The 21,945-nt window shown below is 49.2% G+C and carries 13 protein-coding genes and 2 pseudogenes; 12 read left to right on the top strand and 3 right to left on the bottom strand.

Features of this window, described 5'->3' with window-relative positions:
• Positions 1-122 precede the first annotated feature (122 nt).
• The 7 genes and pseudogenes from IEU85_RS08690 to IEU85_RS05560 form a co-directional block, all read left to right on the top strand.
• Positions 123-506, top strand: a pseudogene (locus IEU85_RS08690) (Rid family detoxifying hydrolase); the annotation flags it as partial.
• A 7-nt stretch (positions 507-513) separates the two neighbouring features.
• Positions 514-696 (top strand): hypothetical protein, encoded by a 183-nt coding sequence (locus tag IEU85_RS05585; protein WP_188355244.1) that lies wholly within the window; start codon positions 514-516, stop codon positions 694-696.
• A 148-nt stretch (positions 697-844) separates the two neighbouring features.
• Positions 845-2,641 (top strand): arginine--tRNA ligase, encoded by a 1,797-nt coding sequence (gene argS / locus IEU85_RS05580; protein WP_188355243.1) that lies wholly within the window; start codon positions 845-847, stop codon positions 2,639-2,641.
• A gap of 242 nt (positions 2,642-2,883) precedes the next feature.
• The gene (locus IEU85_RS05575; RefSeq protein ID WP_188355242.1) at positions 2,884-4,506 is read left to right on the top strand and encodes a diaminopimelate decarboxylase family protein; all 1,623 of its coding nucleotides are present in this window, start codon (positions 2,884-2,886) and stop codon (positions 4,504-4,506) included.
• Between the two features lie 194 nt (positions 4,507-4,700).
• Positions 4,701-6,026 carry a homoserine dehydrogenase gene (locus tag IEU85_RS05570; RefSeq protein WP_188355241.1) on the top strand — a complete coding sequence of 442 codons (1,326 nt, stop codon included), beginning with the start codon at positions 4,701-4,703 and terminating at the stop codon, positions 6,024-6,026.
• A 194-nt stretch (positions 6,027-6,220) separates the two neighbouring features.
• Entirely contained in the window at positions 6,221-7,519 is a 1,299-nt protein-coding gene (gene thrB, locus IEU85_RS05565; RefSeq protein ID WP_188355240.1) for a homoserine kinase, read from the top strand.
• Between the two features lies 1 nt (position 7,520).
• Positions 7,521-8,849, top strand: a complete 1,329-nt coding sequence (locus IEU85_RS05560) for a Maf family nucleotide pyrophosphatase (protein ID WP_188355239.1) — start codon at positions 7,521-7,523, stop codon at positions 8,847-8,849.
• Between the two features lie 75 nt (positions 8,850-8,924).
• Here IEU85_RS05560 and IEU85_RS05555 read toward each other — a convergent pair whose 3' ends face one another.
• Positions 8,925-9,869 carry an AEC family transporter gene (locus tag IEU85_RS05555; protein ID WP_188355238.1) on the bottom strand — a complete coding sequence of 315 codons (945 nt, stop codon included), beginning with the start codon at positions 9,867-9,869 and terminating at the stop codon, positions 8,925-8,927.
• Positions 9,870-10,602: 733 nt separating this feature from the next.
• Here IEU85_RS05555 and IEU85_RS05550 point away from each other — a divergent pair.
• The 4 genes and pseudogenes from IEU85_RS05550 to araA form a co-directional block, all read left to right on the top strand.
• Positions 10,603-11,889 (top strand): annotated as a pseudogene (locus IEU85_RS05550) (LacI family DNA-binding transcriptional regulator); the annotation flags it as partial.
• A 1,391-nt stretch (positions 11,890-13,280) separates the two neighbouring features.
• On the top strand, positions 13,281-14,930 hold the full coding sequence (locus tag IEU85_RS05545) for a xylulokinase (protein WP_188355236.1): 1,650 nt from the start codon (positions 13,281-13,283) through the stop codon (positions 14,928-14,930).
• 146 nt (positions 14,931-15,076) lie between these two features.
• A complete protein-coding gene (locus IEU85_RS05540) occupies positions 15,077-15,769 on the top strand; it encodes an L-ribulose-5-phosphate 4-epimerase (protein ID WP_188355235.1) in 693 nt (230 codons plus the stop codon).
• Positions 15,770-15,983: 214 nt separating this feature from the next.
• Positions 15,984-17,501, top strand: a complete 1,518-nt coding sequence (araA, locus tag IEU85_RS05535; RefSeq protein WP_188355234.1) for an L-arabinose isomerase — start codon at positions 15,984-15,986, stop codon at positions 17,499-17,501.
• Positions 17,502-18,552: 1,051 nt separating this feature from the next.
• On the opposite strand, the gene IEU85_RS05525 is transcribed toward araA, so the two are convergent.
• Together IEU85_RS05525 and IEU85_RS05520 are read right to left on the bottom strand one after the other, a co-directional pair.
• On the bottom strand, positions 18,553-20,487 hold the full coding sequence (locus tag IEU85_RS05525; RefSeq protein WP_229714778.1) for an AMP-dependent synthetase/ligase: 1,935 nt from the start codon (positions 20,485-20,487) through the stop codon (positions 18,553-18,555).
• 353 nt (positions 20,488-20,840) lie between these two features.
• Positions 20,841-21,557 (bottom strand): MFS transporter, encoded by a 717-nt coding sequence (locus tag IEU85_RS05520; protein ID WP_188355233.1) that lies wholly within the window; start codon positions 21,555-21,557, stop codon positions 20,841-20,843.
• A gap of 241 nt (positions 21,558-21,798) precedes the next feature.
• On the opposite strand from IEU85_RS05520, the gene IEU85_RS08785 reads away from it, so the two are divergent.
• Positions 21,799-21,921, top strand: coding sequence for a hypothetical protein (locus tag IEU85_RS08785; RefSeq protein ID WP_268234211.1), 123 nt, complete (start codon positions 21,799-21,801; stop codon positions 21,919-21,921).
• Positions 21,922-21,945 lie beyond the last annotated feature (24 nt).

Genomic DNA, 21,945 nt, shown 5'->3' with positions numbered 1-21,945 from the left:
GCCAAGGCGAGCAGAGCGCTTGCCAGTGCGAAAAGGGCGCTTGCCAGTGCGAACAAAAGCAATGCCAAGGCGAGCAGAATGCATGCCAGTGCGGTAAAAACAAGTGTGGATGCGGTGCACAGCAGCCGCTTGAGCAAGTAGCTACAGATCAAGCTCCAGCAGCACTAGGCGCATACTCGCAAGCAGTGAAAGCAAACGGTTTTGTATTCGTTTCCGGTCAGCTCGGCATTAATCCAGCCACTGGTGAACTTGCAGGAGCTACTGCAGGAGAGCAAGCAGCCCAAGCGATGAAAAATATAGCGGCAGTGCTTACTGCGGCAGGCTCTAGTATGGATCGTATTGTGCGCGCTACCATCTATCTCGCAGATGTTAACGATTTTGCTGAAGTAGACGCCGCATATTCTGCAGCGCTGACTGGTGCAGTTAAGCCAGCACGTGTGGCTTTTGGTGGTAACGCCATTCCAAAGGGTGCATTAGTAGAAATTGATGCTATAGCTGCGGTATAGTAGGCACGTGTTTTATGTGTTGCTTACATTCATTATGGTACTTGCGCTCGCAGTGTTCGTCAGTGCCATATATGGGGCTAAGCATACGCATATCGCATTCTTGAAAGTACTAGCCCATGCTGTAGCGCTAGTGGCTTTAGTAGTGTTAGTGGTATTTATTGGTATTACTATTGGAGCGGTGCTGAGCTAGATTGCGTTAACTTGATGCTGAAGTTGTACTGAACTAATGCTGAATTTGGTGTCGATTTTGTGCGGCGTTTGGCGCATCGGAGTATGCGTTATCACTAGTTTGGACGGATATCACGCTCCAATACGGCGCTATCGCTATGCTTATGTTCATGAGTCCAGAAGCGTTAAGTGAACTTATTGCACAAACAGCCAGCACTCTTGTAGAACGCGGAGAAGCTGGAGAACTAACTACCGACCAACTCCCATCAGTTGATGCCATCACCGTGATGCGACCAAAAGATCGCTCACATGGCGATTGGGCAACCAATATTGCTATGCAATGTGCTAAAAAAGCAGGACTAAAACCCCGCGAATTAGCACAAAGTTTCGCCAATGAACTAGAACAGGCATCAGGCATTGCCAAAGTAGAGGTGGCAGGACCAGGGTTTATTAACATCACCCTCGATGCGGCATCAGCAGCATCCATTGTGGACACTATTTTGAGTGAGGGCGAAGCATTCGGGCGTAATCAGCATCTTGCTGATAAAACCCTCAACCTTGAATTTGTGTCCGCTAACCCAACCGGTCCAATTCATATCGGTGGTACTCGTTGGGCGGCAGTTGGTGACTCCATGGCCCGCGTACTTGAAGCCAATGGTGCGACAGTAGTGAGAGAATACTACTTCAACGACCATGGCGAGCAAATCAACCGCTTTGCCAAGTCACTTGTTGCAGCAGCACATGGTGAGCCGGTGCCAGTAGACGGCTATAAGGGCGCCTATATTGATGAAATTGCTAACCGAGTCATCGAACAAGCCAAGGCAGAAGGCATTGATATTCTCACTCTACCTCGCGTAGATGGTGGCGTTGATGAACACGGTGAGCCATTCGGTGAAGGCGATTCCGAGCAGCGTGAAGAATTCCGCAAGCGTGCAGTGCCAATGATGTTTGATGAAATCAAACAATCCATGCGTGACTTCCGCGTCAACTTTGACGTGTGGTTCCACGAAAACAGCCTGTACGAAGACGGCGAAGTAACGCGTGCAATCGAAGACCTGCGCGAGCGCGGTGATATTGAAGAGCATGATGGTGCAACATGGTTTACATCCACCAAGCATGGTGATGATAAAGACCGCGTAATTATTAAGTCCGATGGGAATTACGCGTATTTTGCTGCAGATATCGCCTACTATCGCAATAAGCGCCATCGCAAGGTCAATCCAGCAGATGTTGCCATTTACATGCTCGGCGCAGACCACCACGGCTACATCGGCAGAATGATGGCTATGTGCGCTGCGTTCGGTGACACTCCAGGTGAGAATATGCAGATTCTTATCGGACAGCTCGTCAATGTAATGAAAGACGGTAGCCCAGTGCGCATGAGTAAGCGTGCCGGTAACGTCATCACTATTGACGATCTGGTAGAAGCAGTAGGTGTCGATGCTGCACGATACTCACTGGCACGCACTGACTACAACCAGAGCGTGGATATTGACCTCGACCTGCTACGCTCACACACCAACGAAAACCCAGTATATTACGTGCAGTACGCTCATGCTCGCGCATGCAACGTAGACCGCAATGCTGCGGCAGCAGGTGTCACACACGAAGGTGCAGACCTCGCGCTTCTCGATACTCAAGCAGACAACGACCTACTTGCCGCTTTAGCACAGTATCCAAGCATGCTCTCTGCGGCAGGCGATGGCCGTGAACCACATCGTGTAGCACACTACCTTGAAGATCTTGCAGGACGCTACCACAAGTGGTATGCGGCTGAGCGCGTAGCTCCAATGGCACTTACTGACGATGAAGAGCGTCTGCCAGAGCAAGAACGTGAAGCATTGCGCATTGCAAAGAATCCAAGTGCCGCACGAGCAGCAGCGCGTCTGCGCTTAAATGACGCGACTAAGCAAGTTATTGCTAATGGTTTGCAGTTGCTTGCTGTCAGCGCGCCAGAACATATGTAAAGCGCGCAGACATAAACACAGGTATAAGCCTAAGTATCCAATACTCAGTAGCTGTGTACATAGCTTATGCAATTCGCGCGTGATCACATGTGAGTTGCATAAGCTATGAGTTGCACATATAAGCGATGGGTTGCATAAGTGTGCAGGTCACACGAGTTGTGAGTTGCACAGGCTACAAGTTGTATACATTGTGATTCGCGAAATCAGTAACCAGCACCAGACGATACGGAGGAGGAAGTCGTATGTCGCAGCAGGAAACCTTGCCAGCACAAGCAGAAGGTCAACCAGTAAGCCCAATATGGCCTGAAGCTACGCACATTGATGCTCAAGGAGCTATAACATTCCATGGCATAAGTGCAGCAAGCCTACTCGAACAATACGGCTCACCGCTGTATGTAGTAGATACTGACGAAATTGCAAACCGAGCACAACGATTCGTCAACGCTGCACAAACGGCATTCAACACCACAACCACCCAAGTCAGCTACGCGGGCAAAGCACTACTTACCAAACGCATTGTGCGCATCATGCTTGACGCAGGCATGCATATCGACACCTGCACTATGGGAGAGATGCGCATTGCCCTCGCTGCAGGAGCGCCGGGACGACGACTGGTACTGCACGGCAACAACAAAACGGACGATGAGGTACGCCTCGCCATCAGCGAAGGCTTCGATAAAATCGTTGTGGACTCACCAGATGAACCAGAACGTATTGCACGCATCGCATCGCAGCTCGGTAAACGCGCTCGCGTGATGTTGCGCGTTACCTCAGGCATTCATGCAGGCGGACACGAGTATATTTCTACCGCTCACGAGGACCAAAAATTCGGTGTGCCGCTGCTACCTGTAGATGCAGACGAACATCTGCTCGACTTCCTAGATCTTGCCAACAATCAACAAGCTGTGGAAAGTGCTGGGGATAGGGCGTACAGCGAACAAGCACAAGAAGAGCAAACACAACTCGTACAAGCTATGGAATGCATAGCACAAGGATCCGCGCTCGCTGTCCTTCAAACCATCAAGCAACATAGTGAACACCTTGAATTAGTAGGTATTCACTCCCACATCGGCTCACAGATTCACGATGCTACAGCGTTTATCCATGCAGCTCAGCGTATAATGCTGCTGCGCAAAACCTTCTACGCTACTGACGGCATTACACTGCCAGAGGTTGATTTAGGTGGCGGCTACTCTGTGGCATACACCGATACACAAGATTCGATGAATATTGAGCAAGAGCTAGGAGCGCTCGCATCGGCCGTAATGAACACTAATCGTATGCTGGGCATGCCAATGCCAGTAATCTCATTCGAGCCAGGCCGCTGGATCGTCGCTCCTGCAGGTGTGAATTTATACACTGTTGGCACTGTAAAAGCTGTGCAATTGCAAGCCGAACAGCGTGCTGAGCATCCTGTTGAAGAAACTACACAAGTAGCGCAACCTGCACATATCACGAGAACCTATGTTGCTGTAGACGGCGGTATGAGCGACAATATACGTCCTGCGCTCTATGACGCACAATACACCGCTCGCATTGCTAATAGGTCAGCAGATGCACTCAATACCGCGGACTTGCCGGAGCCGAAGGATACGCAAGCGACTCCTCAGGGGGCAGTGCGTGCACGCATTGTTGGTATGCATTGCGAATCAGGGGATATTTTGGTGTATCACACATGGCTACCAGAAGATATTCACCGCGGTGATATTGTGGCAATTCCAGTAACTGGTGCATACGGGCGCACAATGGCCAGCAACTACAATCAGGCAACTATTCCAGCAGTGGTCGCCGTGAATGCTTCTGGCTCGTCAGTTATGCTACGCCGTCAAAGTGTGGACGATTTGCTTGAATTGGATCAAGACTAGTCTGTAATTGAAGCTGTAATCGAAGTTGTAGTTGACATAGCAATTGAACTTGCAACTGAATGCAGTTGAACTTGTACTTGAACATAATGGAAAGTAGTTGAACTTGTACTTGAAATAGTACGCCAATTTCTAGCGGAATTATGTAGTATTAGATGCAACACCATTGACTGCCAATCGCGGCTGTAGGAGGAAGTATGACAAACACGAACACTCCAACAAATACGCCAATTCGCGTAGCTTTACTCGGAGCTGGCACTGTTGGTTCAGCAACTGCAAGGCTTATCGTAGAGCAGCAAGAAGAGCTGGAAGCGCGCATTGGCCGTCCGCTACAGCTTGTGGGAGTGGCGACACTCAACCCAGACTCTGCAAAAAAGTATCCTTGGATTGATCCTTCCATTATTACTACTGATACTGCTGCCTTATGTAAACGAGCAGATATTGTTATTGAGCTGATTGGTGGTCTGGAGCCAGCCCGCACTTTTGTGCTTACTGCTATTGAGTCGGGAGCAAGCGTTGTTACAGCAAATAAAGCACTGATTGCTAAGCATGGTCCTGAAATTTTTGCAGCAGCAAAACAGCATGGTGTTGATATTTACTTTGAGGCTGCTGTTGGCGGTGCAATTCCAATTATTCGACCACTGCGCGAGTCTCTTGCAGGTGACCGCATTGACAATATTATGGGTATTGTCAATGGCACTACCAACTATATTCTTGACGAAATGACCACTAAGGGTTTGGATTTTGACACAGCATTGCGCGACGCGCAGGCTAAGGGTTACGCAGAAGCTGATCCAAGTGGCGATGTGGAAGGCTATGATGCAGCAAATAAGGCAGCTATTATGGCAACGTTAGCATTCCATACCAATATCAGTATTGACGACGTATCGGTAGAAGGTATTACGTCTATTACCGCAGACGATATTGCTGCAGCCACCGCTGAGCACAAAGTTATTAAGTTATTAGCAGTGTGCGATCGCAGTGAAGCAGGTGTTTCTGCCCGCGTGTATCCGGCGTTGATTCCTGATACACATCCTCTGGCATCAGTGCGCGGGAGCTTTAACGCAGTATTTGTTAAGGCGCAGGCTGCTGACGACCTTATGTTCTATGGCAGGGGTGCAGGCGGCGATCCTACAGCTTCTGCAGTAGTTGGCGATGTGGTGACTGAGGCTCGCCATATTGCACAAGGGTCTATTGGTCCTGACATTCCAATGTATGCGCAGCTTCCAATGGCGCCGGTAGAGGCATCTCGTAGTGCGTTTGCTGTGCGCTTTGTCATTCACGATAAGCCAGGTATTCTTGCTGCTATTGCTAGTGTTTTTGCCCAGCATGGTATTTCTATCAATGGTGTAAACCAAGATTTGAAGCCTACTTTGCATGAGCCAGGCTATAGCGGTGAATTACAGCAACTGCGTTTGGTTACGCATTTATGTGATGAAATTACCTTGCGTAAGGTGGTAGAGGAAGTTAAGCAGTTTGATGCTGTTACTGGAGATGCCACAATTTTGCGTGTAATGGATTAAGTAGGTATGTGAAGTAGGTATGTGCTGGACTAGTTCAGGTATGTGAAAACTAGTGCAAGTATGCGTTGGGCTAGTCCAGGTATGTGCTGACTGGCGCGAGCGCATGGTAAACGGGCATGAGTAAGTACTGAGCACGCACGAGCAGGTACTGAGATTGGCGATTTTGACAGTATGGTGGAAGTAGGAAGTCTGATATGAACACTTTGCATGATGCAACATATACGTGCCAGACGGTGAGCGTTTCCGTGCCTGCGACAAGTGCGAACTTGGGTCCCGGTTTTGACACCCTAGGTTTGGCGCTTGATTACCGCGATCATGCAACATTTACTCTGCTTAACTCTCAAAACCCTGCCGATGTGCAGGTAATTATTGAGGGTGAGGGGGCACAGAGCCTACCTACTGATGCCTCGCATTTAGTGATTCGTGCGTTCTATCAGGCGTGTGATGCATTAGGCTTACCAAAGCGTGCTGTGCGGCTTGAAGCACATAATACGATTCCTCAGTCTCGCGGTCTTGGCTCTTCTGCAGAAGCAATTGTTACTGGCGTGACTGCTGCGGCGGCATTTGCAGGGTTAACAGGAGAACAAGCAAAAGATTTCATTTTTGAACTTGCAGCACGAATTGAGGGACATCCTGATAATGTGGCACCAGCAGTATATGGCGCACTCACAGCATCATGGGTTACGGGAGATGCTTCTGAGCAGCACTATCATACGGTACGCTATCCAGTGCGTGCCGCTATTCATGCATGGGTAATAATTCCGGATTATCAGCTTTCGACGAAGGCTGCTCGGGAGGCGTTGCCACATGATGTGCCACGGGCTGATGCGCTGCTGAATGTTTCACGTGCAACACTGTTGCCGGCGGCGCTAGTTGATGGGATTGCTTATACCAGTACTATTGGTGCTGGTATCTCAACAACTGGGGCAAAGCCAACGGGCGCATGTGATTCTCCAGCTGCGCAACAACAGTCTGAAACAACCAATATTGAGGGCGGTCAAGCTGAAACAGCTAGCGTTGATGATGGTCAAGCTGGAATAGTGCAAACGAATGCAGTGCAAGCTCATAGATCACAAACAACTGCAGTGCAAACGAATGCAGCGCAAACAGCGCTTCCTGGGCAAGATTTACTGTTGGCAGCTACCGAAGATACCCTACATCAGCGGTATCGCAGTTCGCTTATGCAGCCTTCATGGGATGTGATGCAAGCGCTGCGTCAAGCTGGTTTCGCATCAACGATTTCCGGTGCAGGTCCATGTGTGCTCGTGTTGTTTAATAGCACTGATAATGCCGAGATCACTGATGGCGCTGAAATCGCTGATAATGCAGTTATCGCTGTTGATACGAATAGCTCGGTAGACGCTCAAGTAGATGAAGCGGATCGGCGCATCCGAGCAATTATCGAGCCTTGGCTGCACAATAGCGAGTGGCGTGTTATTCACCCAGCAATTGATGAGCACGGCGTAATGTGGCAGTGTACCAAGGAGGCATGAGTTGTCAGTTCCAGTGATTCTAGCATCACAATCAAAGGCGCGCCGTGATGTGCTATTTCATGCTGGTATACGCCCTACTATCCGTGTATCACATGTGGATGAAGATGCCGTTGTTGCCCACGCAGCGCAACAACGAGGAATACCTGTTGATGAACTGACCTGTCAGGAGCGCGTGCCAATTCTTGCCCGTGCCAAAGCCGCGGCCGTGTATCGCGACTATATGGCAATTACAGTAACTGCAGCCACTGCGACCGGTGAAGAAGTCATTAGCCGACCATTAGAAGATGGTTTTGGCACAGTACACCGCGTAGTGCCACTGCAAGAAGTATTTGAACAGCAGCAAGGCATGACCGATGCTCAAGTAGGACCGATTATTATCGGCTGCGACTCCATGTTTGAACTTGATGGCGTAGCTTATGGCAAACCCCACACCGTAGAGCACGCCCGCGAACGTTTGCGGTTGATGAGCGGACGCACTGGCACCTTGTGGACAGGGCATTGCGTTATCGATGCGGCAACAGGTCGCATGGTAAGTCGTGCCAGCGCCGCACAAGTCACCTTCTGCAATTACACCGAAGAAGATATCGAGCGCTATATTGCCACCGGAGAACCGCTGGAAGTCGCTGGATCTTTTACTTTAGATGGTTTTGGTGGCGCATTCATTGATCAGATTGTAGGAGACCCAAGTGGCATTATTGGTCTGAGCTTGCCACTTACTCGTCAGTTGGTAGAAGAGCTTGATATTACATGGACTGACTTGTGGAATATTGATAGGGCTGAGCAGCAGGGAGCGAAAAAAACAAGTCCCGCCGATCCTAAGGCGCCGCAAGATAATGTTAATCAGCCAGGAGATGGGTTTATTGACTGTACATGCGGCAAACAACATTGGGGATTAAACGGCGCTTCCGGAGTGCTACTGGCTCGCCGCGATCCAGAAACTGGCAATGTAACTGATGTGCTAATGCAACACCGAGCTTTGTGGAGTGCAGAGGGTGGCACATGGGGTATTCCAGGTGGTGCAACAGCTGACGGTGAGAACACCTTAGAGGGTGCGTTACGCGAAAGCCAAGAAGAAGCCAATATTCACCCAGAAGATATTATGGTGGTAGGCACTTATCTGGAGGATCACGGTCCGTGGGGATACACTACCGTATTTGCTTTTGAAAAGCCGGGGCATACGGTTCAAGCGCGTGCTAATGACGATGAAAGCCTTGAAATTGCTTGGGTACCAATTGATAAAGTTGGGCAGCTGCCACTGCTGAAGGCAATGAAAACTGACTGGCCATCGTTTGAGCAACGTTTGCAGCAGCTCAGCCATGCTATCCAGTAGTGTTAAGTAGTGTTTCGCAGGTAGCATGAGCAGTGCTAGTGTAAGCAGTTAGCGCAGTAATGTAGTAATAGTTCGTTAACTCAATAGTGCAGCAATAATCGCAATGAAAATCGGCGAAGTCATGGTACTGAGCAAAATGCCATCGCGGGCAAAACTCATACCAACATTGTAGCGAGCCGCATAATTATACACATTTTGTCCAGTTGGAAGCGCTGCAAGTACCACACAAGCATACAGTGTTGCGCCGCGGAAGCCCAATCCCCAGTATGCTAATGTAAACGCTAACAGTGGCATAATAATATTCTTAATCACAGCAACGGTAACGATTGCACCGCGATGCTGTGTCTTTTTCAGCGGCTTAGAATTATGCAGCGACATGCCAAAAGCCATCAAAATCATAGGAACCGCAGACTCGCCAATCATATTGATCGGGTCAAAAATATAATTTGGAATCACATACCAACCCAAATGCGCACTTAACGCAGAAACTGCAATACCGCCGAGTGAGCCAATAAGTAGCGGCTGATGCAAAGGTTGCGCAAGAATACGCTTTGCTGTGACTTTACCAGTAGTGGTGATGTCCAAAATAGTCAAGCCAATTGGCGTAAACACAGCTTGCTGCATCACCAGAATAGGCGCAACCAAAGCAGGATTGCCCAAAATGTATGTGGCAACCGGCAAGCCAATATTATTAGAATTCAAATATAGAGAATTGAGCGCTCCAATAGTTGCATCTGCTGCCGGCAAATGGAACCACAAACGATTGCACAGCAAGAACACCAGACCTGCCAGCATAGCTGAACCAAATGCCACAATAATTGACGAATGAAAAATCTCAAAAATAGGCTCTTTGGAAAGGATTGCAAACATCAGGCAGGGGCTAGAAATGAAAAAACTCACGCGGTTGAGCACCATCTGTGCGTCTTTACCGCCGATTTGCAAACGCGCTGTGACGTATCCGGTGGCAATCACAATACCAATGACCACAAAGCCTTGCATTGCGCTGATAAGTCCTGGCATTGAGACGCCTTCCTTTCTCTCCAGCTTTTCATTCTTGCTGTAACTTTGGTTGCGGCTTTAGTTTTGGTTAAAGCATTTTTGGTTATAGCATTTCAGTAGGAGCATGGTTTGCAATATGTGCAATACCTGCAATTCTCGCGATACTTGCGGCACACGCAATACATGCGACACGTATGACATGCGCAATGCGCGCGACTACTGAACGCTGTTACGTACTCTAGCGCGAAACCAAGTCAGCCAGACAACATGTTGGCAATATTTGGACAGAAGTATAGGGAGGAGATCGCCGCGAGTGAGTGGCGAAGAGGCTGTGGCGTGTGAGCGTGTGAAGATAGAAAATGCCAACTACTATGAAGAAATGCGTTATATAGTCTATGTGAGCGCTACCATGTGTATTATAAGTAGTGTTTGCGTAACAGCAATGTGATGCAGCGTCAAGCAAAGGTGCAGTACTTTGTAAGCATACAGTACCTGGTTCGCGGCAGAACATCTTGAGCAAGTGCGGTGCGTAGCGAGAATACAGTGCGTGGTGAGTGTGTATGGCTTAGTTGAGATGCTGAGCCCAGCTAAATGCACTGTTAAGCTGAAAAGTAGTACCTAGCTGAACTGAGACGCATTGCTTTGCGAGAGCACAGCACCTATGAGAGTGCAGTAGTACCTTGCACAAGCTGAGATAACTAGATGCTGTTGCAAATAGCACTGAGTGCAAGCAGTTGATTGAAGAGGGGACAACATGCCAACAAAGCGAGTATCAATTTTTCAAGTGGCGCAGGCAGCAGGGGTCTCACATCAAACTGTCTCAAGAGTAATTAACCAATCTCCCAATGTTTCCGAGCAAACGCGAGCGCGAGTATTGCAGGTTATTGATGAACTTGGGTACCGACCGAGTGGGGCAGCGCGTGCCCTTGCGACGCGCAAAAGCCGTACTATCGCTCTTATCGCAGGCGGAATTAGTTATTACGGACCATTGTCAACGATTGCATCAGTAGAATCAACTGCTCGCAAGCACGGTCTGCACGTCTCGATCTCCATTATGAATGAAGCTGAATATACTGAACGGGACTTTACGCAAGTGGCGCACTCGTCAATTGATCATGGGGCAGATGCTTTCGTGTTTGTTGCGCCAACGGATGCTATGCTGCTGGCTGCGTTGCAAGTAAAAGTAGATGTGCCGCGCGTTATTCTTACCAGTGCAAAGGGAAATGTGGATATTAAGCCATGGCTTGAGGAACTGTCAGCTGACACTCCTACTTCGCAAATCGCGATCCTGGGTATTGATCAGCAGAATGCTATGGAACAAATAGTTGCGCATTTAAGCCAGTTAGGACATCGACGTTTGCTCTACATGGCTGGTCCGCAAGAGTGGCGTGATGCGGCAACACGTAAAAGTGCCTGGCTTGACGCTATTCGCGCATCATTATCTACGGATGCGCCATTGCAGACGCAAATTATTGAAGTAGATGACTGGTCTGCCCAGAGTGCTTATGAGGCCATGAATTTGTATATTCAAATGTGGCAAACAAGCTGTACTCATCATGCGGTTGGAGCTGGTTATGCGGATTATGCGGGTATTGCTGGTAACGCAGGAACCTTTGGCAATGCAAGTAGTGCTGGCAACGCAGGTAGTGCTGATCATGGTGCCGATGTAGCAAGTCATAGTGTCGGTGCGGCAGATCATGGTGAAACGGATAAGCCTTTTATGCAAGATTCACGATCGATGGAGCGCCGAGCAGAGTGGCAGTCGGAACAATCGGTAGTGGGTGTGGAATCAGTGGAGGCGAAGGAACCTCCTCTTTGGGCTACGGCTATTGTTGCAGCGAATGATTTGCAGGCTTTCGGTATACGTAGAGCGCTGTATGAACATGGGATTCGTGTGCCGGAAGACGTGAGCGTTGTGGGCTTTGATGATATGCCGGTTGCGGATAATGCGATTCCGCCGCTGACCACGATTCGACCGAATTTCTCGAAGCTTGGTGTCGAGGCAATGGCAACACTGTTGCACATGTTAGGCGAGGGTGGAGCGAGTTCCAGTAATACGAATGCTGATGATGCAAACGCTGGCGATGTAGACGCTGGTGAGATGAGTGCTCTTGATGCAAATACTGACAATGCAAATACTAGCGGTAGAAGTATTCGCCTCTTTGACGCGCCGCTCGTGATTCGTCAATCCACTACCGCCCCTGCATCGTTTGTAGGCTAAGGGTTTGCTGACCATGGGGTTATTGGTCAGAGATTTTAGAGATTTATGCCCTAAGGTTTATGAGCTGGCATAGTTTGTGTGCTGAGCGTTTGTGTTGCGCACTTGTATTGGCGTAGTTTGCTGGCTAAGAGTGTGCTTGGTCACGGGATATGCGGGCTTAAGCTTTTGTAGGTCAACGATGTATGGACTGTTCATGTGCCTAGCTACTAAACTGCTAATCACTGCTTATTGGTCTTTTGGGGATTTGATGCTGGCTAAGAGTGTGCCTAGTCGCAAAATCGTTAATCTGGCTTTGGTGCGGCTGGTGGAGACTTGTGACGTGTTGCGTGTTGCATGCTTTAGACCAGTAGCAGGTCTTAGTAATGTGCCACGGGCGGTTCAATTGTTTGTTCGGACCGGTAGCTAGTTCTGTTAATACATTTTCGGTGTCTGAAACTGCTATTTGAGACGAGTAACTAGTTTCAGTAACACATGCTGAAACTGTTGAGCTGGCAGAATCCTCATAATAGCGGCACAAACCAGAAAACTGCTAATCAACAGTCCTTCGCATCGACTACATGGATGGGTGAGGTGCGTTCTTTGGAGTTAATGTCATACATCTCATGAGTTGTGAAGTGATTGATGGTGGTGAAGGGTGTAGTGGAATATGGTGATGCTTGGAAACCTTAGGTTTGTGGTTTAGATCTGAGGGAGTATGCATATCAATCACTTCACAACTCGATAGTGATAGTTCTGTTGTGAGGAATATTGAATCTGATTGGTATGTCCTGTGTAGGTCTAGTTGTGAAGTGATTGAGAGAAGAGAGTCGTGCGTGCTCTGATTGCGTTTGTTGGAGTTATGCGGATTTGTGATTTAAGGGTGAATAAGTGATGGGTAAATCACTTCACAACTCAGCGTTGGTTGTGATTGCATGAGATTGGATGTAATCGTATGGCGTTGGTTGTGATTGCATGGCGCAGACCGTGGCTGCATGGCACTGGTTATGATTTCACGACGTTCGATGTGAATATATGCCACCGGATGTGACTACACGGCGCAAGTGAGCCATGCGACACAACGGAAACAGTTTGCAAAATATACTTCGCATGGAGTACACTAACACACAGAATGTGAGCGTTCACACACAAGTGTTTGCAAACATTACCGGTCTGCACAACGTAGTGCCGGTTTGGCGGGTAACCATGCAAGCAACGAGAACTAGGGAGTGCACATGAGCAAAGCTGCAGACGCTGCACAAGCGACCACTGACATTGCAACAGTAAGCGACATTGCTGAGAAAATTCGCGCAGGAAAAACATCACTCGGTATCGAGTTCGGTTCCACCAGAATCAAAGCCGTGCTTATCGATGACACCTACCGCACCATTGCTTCCGGAGATTACAGCTGGGCAAGCCACTTAGAGGATGGCTTGTGGAGCTACACCGATGAAGAAATCTGGAAAGGTTTGCAAACAGCCTATGCTGAGATGGCACACGATGTTGAGCAGGCATATGGTGAAAAACTCACCAGAATCGGACATATTGGCTTCTCCGCAATGATGCATGGCTATCTCGCTTTTGATGAAGCGGGCAACTTGCTGGTACCATTCCGCACATGGCAAAACACCAGCACTCATCAGGCACATGAGCGCCTTTCTGAGCTCTTTCAGTTTAATATTCCAGAGCGTTGGAGTATTGCTCACCTCTATCAGGCGGTGCTGAACAACGAGGAGCATGTAGGAAAAATCGACTACATTACTACACTCTCCGGTTACGTGCATTGGAAGCTCACCGGACGCAAGGTGCTCGGTATCGGCGACGCATCCGGTATGTTTCCAATTGATCCGAAAAGCCACGAGTACGATCGTGCATTTATTCGCCAATTTAACGAACTTCCTGAGATCGAACAGCAGCCTTGGCGCGTGGAAGACCTGCTGCCAGAACCATTAGTTGCCGGTGTTCCTGCAGGTACACTAACTCAAGAAGGCGCGGCATTGCTTGACCCGAGCGGTACTTTGCAAGATGGCATCACGCTAGCCCCTCCAGAAGGCGACGCTGGCACTGGCATGATTGCTACAAATTCTGTACGCGTGCGTACTGGTAATGTTTCAGCTGGTACTTCTATTTTTGCAACGGTTGTTCTTGAGCATCGTTTGCAAGCCCTGCACCCCGAGGTAGATATTGTTGCTACACCAGACGGGTACTTGGCAGGTATGAGCCATGCGAATAACTTCACGTCTGATTTGAATGCTTGGGTAAATCTCTTCGGACAGTTTGCGGCAGCGACTGGCAATAGTGTTGATCCTGCAACACTGTATGGCACCCTGTTCCGCTCAGCAATTGCAGATGATACGGATGCTGATTGCGGCGGTTTGCTCAACTACCCATTCCGCACTGGTGAGTTTCTCGCTGGTCTTGAAGAGGGACGTCCACTATTTGCCCGCGCTCCAGAAGCTCGCATGAGCCTTGGTAACTTTATGCGCGCCCAGCTTTTTGGCGCATTCTCGCCGGTCAAAATCGGCATGGACGTGATGACTAAGGATGAGCATGTACCTGTGGATTCCTTGGTTGGTCATGGTGGCATTTTTACCACGCCAAAGGTTGCGCAAAAGATTCTCGCGGCAGCATTTGATACCCCAATCAAAGTAATGGCAACTGCTGCAGAAGGTGGCGCTTGGGGTATGGCAGTGCTTGGTGGTTACCTGTGGCATGCTGATCAGCCACTTGCAGATTATCTTGATGAGCGCGTATTCCATGATGCTGTATCGGTTACTGAGGAGCCAGATCCTGCAGACGTAGTTGGTTTTGAAACATTCTTTGCTAAGTTCCGCAAGGGGTTGGCAATGGAGCATGCTGCAATTGAGTCAATTGATTTGCAATAACCTACCTATACGGCGCCCACACAACGCGGTTACGGTATAGCGCTTAAATATTGCAAATACTACAAAATTTATAATTCAATACATCACCTTAAGTGAACGCTTTAAGTACATAGCTTAAGCAAATGCGTAGTGAAGAAAGGAATACTATGGCAACACTTGCAGATTACAGTGAAGCAACACGTGCAGAAGTTAAGCAAGTTCGTGAAATTGTGGCAAGCCTGCATGATCAGCTCATCAAATGGAATCTTGTGGTTTGGACAGCTGGAAACGTGTCCCAGCGCTTAAAAACCGCTGATTTATTCGTGATTAAGCCATCCGGCTTGCGCTACGAGTATTTGACACCAAGCTCAATGGTGGTTTGCGATTTGGATGGCAATGTGGTCGATGGCTCCGAAGCGCCATCCTCCGACACAGCGTCACACGCCTACATTTACCGCCATATGCCAGACGTCTACGGCGTAGTACACACGCACTCCACCTACGCTACAGCATGGGCTGCAACAGGACAGAATATTCCATGCGGGCTGACCATGATGGGCGATGAATTCGGCGGCGAAGTGCCAGTCGGTCCATTCCGTCTCATTGGTTCTGAAGCCATCGGTGAAGGCGTAGTCGAAACCCTCAAGAAGTATCCAAAGTCTCCAGCAGTGCTTATGCAAAACCACGGTCCATTCACCATCGGTAAAGATGCTGAAGGCGCTGTAAAAGCCGCTGCAATGACCGAAGAAGTCGCGCACACCATGTGGGCAGCTCGTCAGCTCGGCGATATCATCCCAATTCCTCAGGAAGATATTGATAAGTTGAACGACCGCTACCAGAACGTGTACGGGCAGCACTAATGCAATGGAGCGTCCTCGGCGTTGCTCAATGCTCGATGTACTGTTGTACACCTTCGCATTGTGCGTCTTTGCATTGTGCGCCTTGAGGTCACACTCATTGCATTAGCGCTGAAGTTTGACGCAAGAAGCTCTGCTAAACCGCCAAATTACGGATAAAACCTATACAACACATACAACTTATAACAATAACAATGAAGTAAGTAAAGGAACACCCATGGTAATGGAAAACCCATTTGAAGGTAAGGAAATCTGGTTCGCAGTAGGCTCCCAGGATCTCTATGGCGAAGAAGCACTGCGCCAGGTAGCACAGCAGTCCGCTGAAATGGTAGACTACCTGAACCAAACAGGCACCATCCCAGTGCGCCTTGTCTTGAAGCCAACATTGAAGTCCTCTGACGGTGTCAAGCAATTCATGGTAGAAGCCAGCGCCAACCCAGCAGTAATCGGCGTTATCGCATGGTGCCACACCTTCTCCCCAGCAAAGATGTGGATTCGCGGTCTTGAAGTGCTCACCAAGCCACTATTGCAGCTCAACACCCAGCACCACAAGGAAATCCCATGGTCCACTATCGATATGGACTTCATGAACTTGAACCAGGCTGCGCACGGCGATCGTGAGTTTGGCTATATTCTTTCCCGTTTAGGCATTGAGCGCAAGATTGTTGTCGGTCATTACACTGACCCAGAAGTCGCAGAGCGTATTGCAACATGGGCACGCGCATGCGCAGGCTGGGATGCTTCCAACAACATGAAGGTAATGCGTTGGGGCGATAACATGCGCAACGTAGCAGTTACCGAGGGCGACAAGACCGAAGCAGAGCGCGTATTTGGCGCATCCATCAACACTTGGGCAGTCAACGAACTCGTTGCCGCATACGAAGCAGTCAAGGACGAGCAGGTTAAGGATCTGATCGAAGATTACAAGACCAAGTATGACATCGCTCCAGAATTGCTTGATACACGCTATGATTCCCTTTTCATTGCAGCTAAAGAAGAAGCTGCCATGGTGAATATGATGCGTGAAAACGGATGCACGGCTGGCGTAGACAACTTCGAGGATTTGGGCGCACTCCCACAGCTTCCAGGCGTAGGGCCACAGCGCTTCCCATCAGAGTACGGTTTCGGCTTCTCTGCTGAAGGCGATTGGAAGACCGCAGTACTCGTGCGCATTGGCGTAGTAATGGGCTTCGGTCTTGAAGGCGGTGCTTCCTTGATGGAGGACTACTCCTACCACTTCGCAGAAGGCAATGAGAAGATTATGGGCTCCCATATGCTTGAGGTTTCCCCATCAATCGGCACAATGGCAAAGCCACGCTTGGAGATTCATCCACTTGGCATCGGCGGTAAAGCAGACCCAGTGCGCTTAGTATTTACCGGCGCTCCAAAGAAGGATGCTGTAGTAGTGTCCCTCTCTGATGTACGCGAACGCTTCCGCCTGCTCATGAACGTGGTAGATGTAGTAGAGCCAGATGGTGATTTGCCAGTACTTCCTTGCGCACGTGCTTTGTGGAAGCCAGAACCAAGCTTAAAGGTTTCTGCTGAGTGCTGGTTGCGTGCGGGTGGTTCGCATCATACTTGCATGACCACTTCTGTAGGTCGTGAGGCTTGGGAAGACTTCGCACGCATTGCAGGCGTTGAGTTGGCAACGATCGACGCGAATACTACAGCAGCTCAGTTCGAGAAGGATTTGCAGGTTGCTGAAATCTATCATCGTTTGCAAAATCAGCACTAAAACTGGCGTTAGTTTGGCGTCGGATTGGCATTAGTTTGACGTCGGATTGGTATTCGCTTGGTGCGGGATAGGCATTAAGCTGGTAGTAGGTGCGTGTGTGCGCTACAAGTCGGCATCAAGTTTGCTACTTAGCTGCATTAAGCTGGTATTAGGTCGGTATTAAGTCGGCAATAAGCTGATACTGAGTCGGTTTCAACTGACAGCGTAGCTAATGGTGTGCCTCTTGCTGTAGTACTATGTGTGACTACGGCGAGAGGCACATTTTTGTTCGGAAATACATGGTTTTGAATAGCAACGCTTTCTTGCCTATATGCCCATTCTTACCTGTGTGCCAACTATTACAACGTATCCATTTTCAGTAAGTATTTCTTGTCATTCCGTACCGGCTGCAATAGCTGCTATTGCGAAGTAGCCGTTTCGCGCTCTAGTTCTGTATGGTTTGAAACATCTGATATTCCAAAGTAGCGATTTTTTAAGAGGAGTTTTAAGGGGAGTGTACTTATTTGAATAGCTGCTATTCGAAACTAGCGGGTTTGCTGTGTTCTCTTCTTGGATTCTGTACGGTTTGCAATATCAGATATTTCAAAGTAGCTGGTTTTGTATGCAGAGTGTACGGTTTGGAATAGTTGTTATTGCGAAGTAGCGGGTTGTAGGGTGCGCGGGATGTAGGGTGCTGGTGCGTAGGAAGCGCGGTGCGTGGGGTGTGGGGAGTGCAGGGTGTGTAAGGAACGCAGGGTGCAATGTGCACGGTTTGCAGTGCGCGCGGAGTGTAGGATGCGCGGTTTGTAGAGTGCGCGTGGCGTAGAATGTGTGGGGCGTATCATGCATGGTTTGCAGGCGGTATGAGGCGGCGCCTTGTGTGTTAAGTGGAATGCATTGTGTGAAACTACGCGGAGTAGAAAGTGCCGAGTGGAATGCGCTGAGTATAAAAGAAAAAGCATTAAGCAAAAAGTGTGTTGAGCAGAACATGCGCTGAATGGAAAGTGCGTTGAGCGGAACGCGCTGAGCACACAAAGCGCTGATCGGAACATGCGATTAGCAGAAAATGCAGTTACTGCCGCTCATAAATCTCATGCTCAATCACTGGAGCAAATACACATAAAACAGCAGGGCGCACAACTTTCATAGAAGGCGTTAAACACCCGTTTTCCTGAGTGAACTGCTCGTGCACAATAGCGAATTTACGCACTGACTCAGCTCTAGACACACTCGCGTTGGCTCGGTTAATGTATTCTTGGATTTCTGCACGGATCGCAGCATGAATATCCAGTCGTTTCAACGCAAACTCAACAAGATTGAGGGATGCAGCATGGGATGCAGCGTGTGTTGCATCGTGGCTTGTAGCATGAGACGCACCATGGTTTGCAGCATGAGATGCATAACCAGCTCCCACTCCACTGCCAACCTCAAAACCCTGCGTTGGCAACCACAGCGCCAACGCCTCAGGATCAAGCGTCACCAAAGCACTCACAAACGGCTTCTGATCACCAATCACCACAGCATGCTCAACCAGCGGGCACTGCGCAATAGTCTGCTCAAGCGGAATAGGAGAAACATTCTTACCGCCAGCAGTGATAATAATATCCTTCTTGCGCCCAGTAATCGTAATGCGCCCAGCCTCATCAATCGACCCCAAATCGCCCGTTTTGAACCAACCATCTGCAGTAAACACTTCGGCTGTTTTCTCAGGCATATTATGGTAACCGCGGAACACATTAGGCCCTGACACCTGGAGCTCGCCATCCTCAGCGATACGTACAGAGGAACCGGGCGCAGGCTGGCCGACAGTACCAATCAGATTATCAGTGACGCGAGTAGCGGCAAAAGGCGCGGCGGTTTCAGTAAGCCCATAGCCCTGAATCATAGGCAAGCCGATACCGTTGAAGAAGTGGGCAAGGTTAGGGTCGAGAGGAGCCCCGCCACACGCCACATACTTAATCTTTGGTCCCAGAGCACCGCGAATAGCCTTATACACCAGCATCTCGTAAAGGGCGTGCTCGGCAATTGCTTGAGGGGAATGCGGGGTGCCAGCCTGCTCCTCTTTGCTCCACTCGCGCGCAGCAAGAGTGGCTTTGGCAAACAGTTTACCTTTCAACCCCATGCCAGCTTTTCGAGAAGCCGCGTTATACACTTTCTCAAAAACGCGCGGAACTCCCAGTACATAGGTTGGTTCAAAAGACCGCAAATCAGGCAAAAGAGACCTAGTATCAGCAACAAATCCAACTACACCATAGTCAGCATGAACCGACGCATACTGAATAAATCGTGCAAAACAATGCGCCAACGGCAAAAACAGCAGTAGGCGAGGATACCCATCCGCAATAATCTCATGCAATGCTGCACTCGCTCCGCGCGTAATGCTCATAAAATTACGATGCGTCAGCTCCACTCCTTTAGGAACTCCCGTAGAGCCAGACGTGTATACAATAGTCGCCACATCATCAGCGCGTACCGCATCAATACGCTGCTGCAACTGCGTATCACTTACAGTAACACCAAGCCCCTCAAGCACCCCCATAGCATTAGCGTCAATCATCAGAATCTGCCGTAAACTTGGGCAAGCCTTGCGCACTGAGGCAAGTTTATTAAACCGCTCTTGCGTATCAGCAAACGCCACACACACAGTAGCGTCGTTGATGATGCGTTGTGCCTGTGCTGCAGAATCAGTGTCATAAATTGGCACATTTACTGCCCCAATAGCAGCAAGCGCAAAATCAAGCACAGCCCACTCATAGCGAGTAGCAGAAAATAACGCCACTGCCTGATGTGCTTCAACACCTAGCGCAATCAGCCCCTTCGCCGCCTGCAATACGTGCGTATGAAACTCTCCACTAGTGACATTTTGCCAGCTGCCATCTGCTCTTTTATATGCGGCAATAGTAGTGCCCTTGCCGGTTCGTTTGATACGCTCAGTAAGAAGATTATAGAGAGATTCATTATCGCTCACAGCGGCGCTCTGCCCAGGTGTGGTGTATTCGCTTAGCATTACCTAACCTCGATCTCATTGCTTTTGGCATTGTTTGCTTGCAAGTAGCTGCTTGTGTTTACTCAATTTGCACAATTTACACAATGCAACAGTCTGAGATTGAGGCTAATAGATTTGCGACAATATTGCTTTATACACTTATACAAATAACTTGCAGAACTTTTGTTGATTTATACAAACAGGGTCTGCAACATAATTACAGGGGGAGTGCAGGCTAGTGGCACTTGGTAGAAGTTCAGAGTAACTGTTTAGGACGCTGGTTTATTGGCAAGGGCTTTGGCAAAGGAAAGATTACCTACGCCCTGCATAATATGCCACTACACACTGTAAAACGGCAGTTCCTGTAAATACCACTAATGCCAGCGTATGATTTGCCGTAATTTGCGTACGCACGCCAAACCCATAGTGCCACAGTAAGTAGGGCAGGCAATGCCCACATGCCCAAAGCCAGCTGCCAAGAATGAGCGTAATCTGCAAGCGGACTTGCAGTCAGCCCTGCGACAGCAGAACCAGTAGTTAATGCATGCAGAAGAAAATGCAGTAGCCGCAGGAACATGATTGCCAAAATCTCGGCGGATAATCACCGGCACGAGCACATTGCCAACAGCCATTGCAGAAGAAAAGAGCACTGTACCAAGCCACAGCCCGGGAGCGGCGCCGAACGTGCGCATAGCATTACCCACAGCAATAGCGAGTAAGGCGATCAGCATGGTATGGTCTGAGCCTAAACGAGCAGCAAGAGGAGTGACTAGCGGACTAGCTGCGGCAAAAGCAACCAGCGGGATAGCGGTAAGGATGCCAAGCGTTGCAGGAGTGTAGCCAAAGGTTGTGCCGATTTGTTGTAGCACAGGGCCTACGGCGACAATGCTTGGGTGCAGATTTAGAGCAACTACGAAAATAAGTACGCTCCAAGCGCTGATATGCCAAGAGCTGAACTGGTGAACAGTGGTGTTTTGGTGAGAGCTGCTGGCGATACGCAGAGATTGACGAGTGTGTGGCGCTAATTGGTTGGTATGTTGAGTAAGTTTGCTGGTATTTGGCGCATGTTGGTTGCTAGGCGATGTGGGCATACGGCAACTTTAGGACGATGGGTGTAAGAGTGTTGCAGTATGTTTAGTTGTCGTCAAAGAGAGTACGTTGTCAAAGTTGTGACATACCCTAGAGAGTGGAAGAAACTCAGGGTTGCAGGTAGGGGACTGTTCAAATACACAGCCAAATGTACTCAACGCTGTTTTAGAGCGTAATGTATCGCGAGGAACCTTGCGCAGTGCAGTTGTAACCCGAGTTTGAAGAACGAATGAAGGGAAAGCCATGCATATTGCTAAGTCCAGAGGGCTTAAAGCATTACTTGCTGGTGCACTTGTGGTTGGGATGTCTGCAGGACTGGTACCTGTAGCAATCACCGCCCAAGCTGCCGACACCACCCCCCCCTAACTAATGAGGGGCTAAACATTAAAG

This window comes from Galliscardovia ingluviei, from assembly GCF_014635685.1.
GTDB lineage: Bacteria > Actinomycetota > Actinomycetes > Actinomycetales > Bifidobacteriaceae > Galliscardovia > Galliscardovia ingluviei.
The sequence above is the reverse complement of the archived record's forward strand: the minus strand, read 5'-3'. Positions and strand labels throughout refer to the sequence as shown.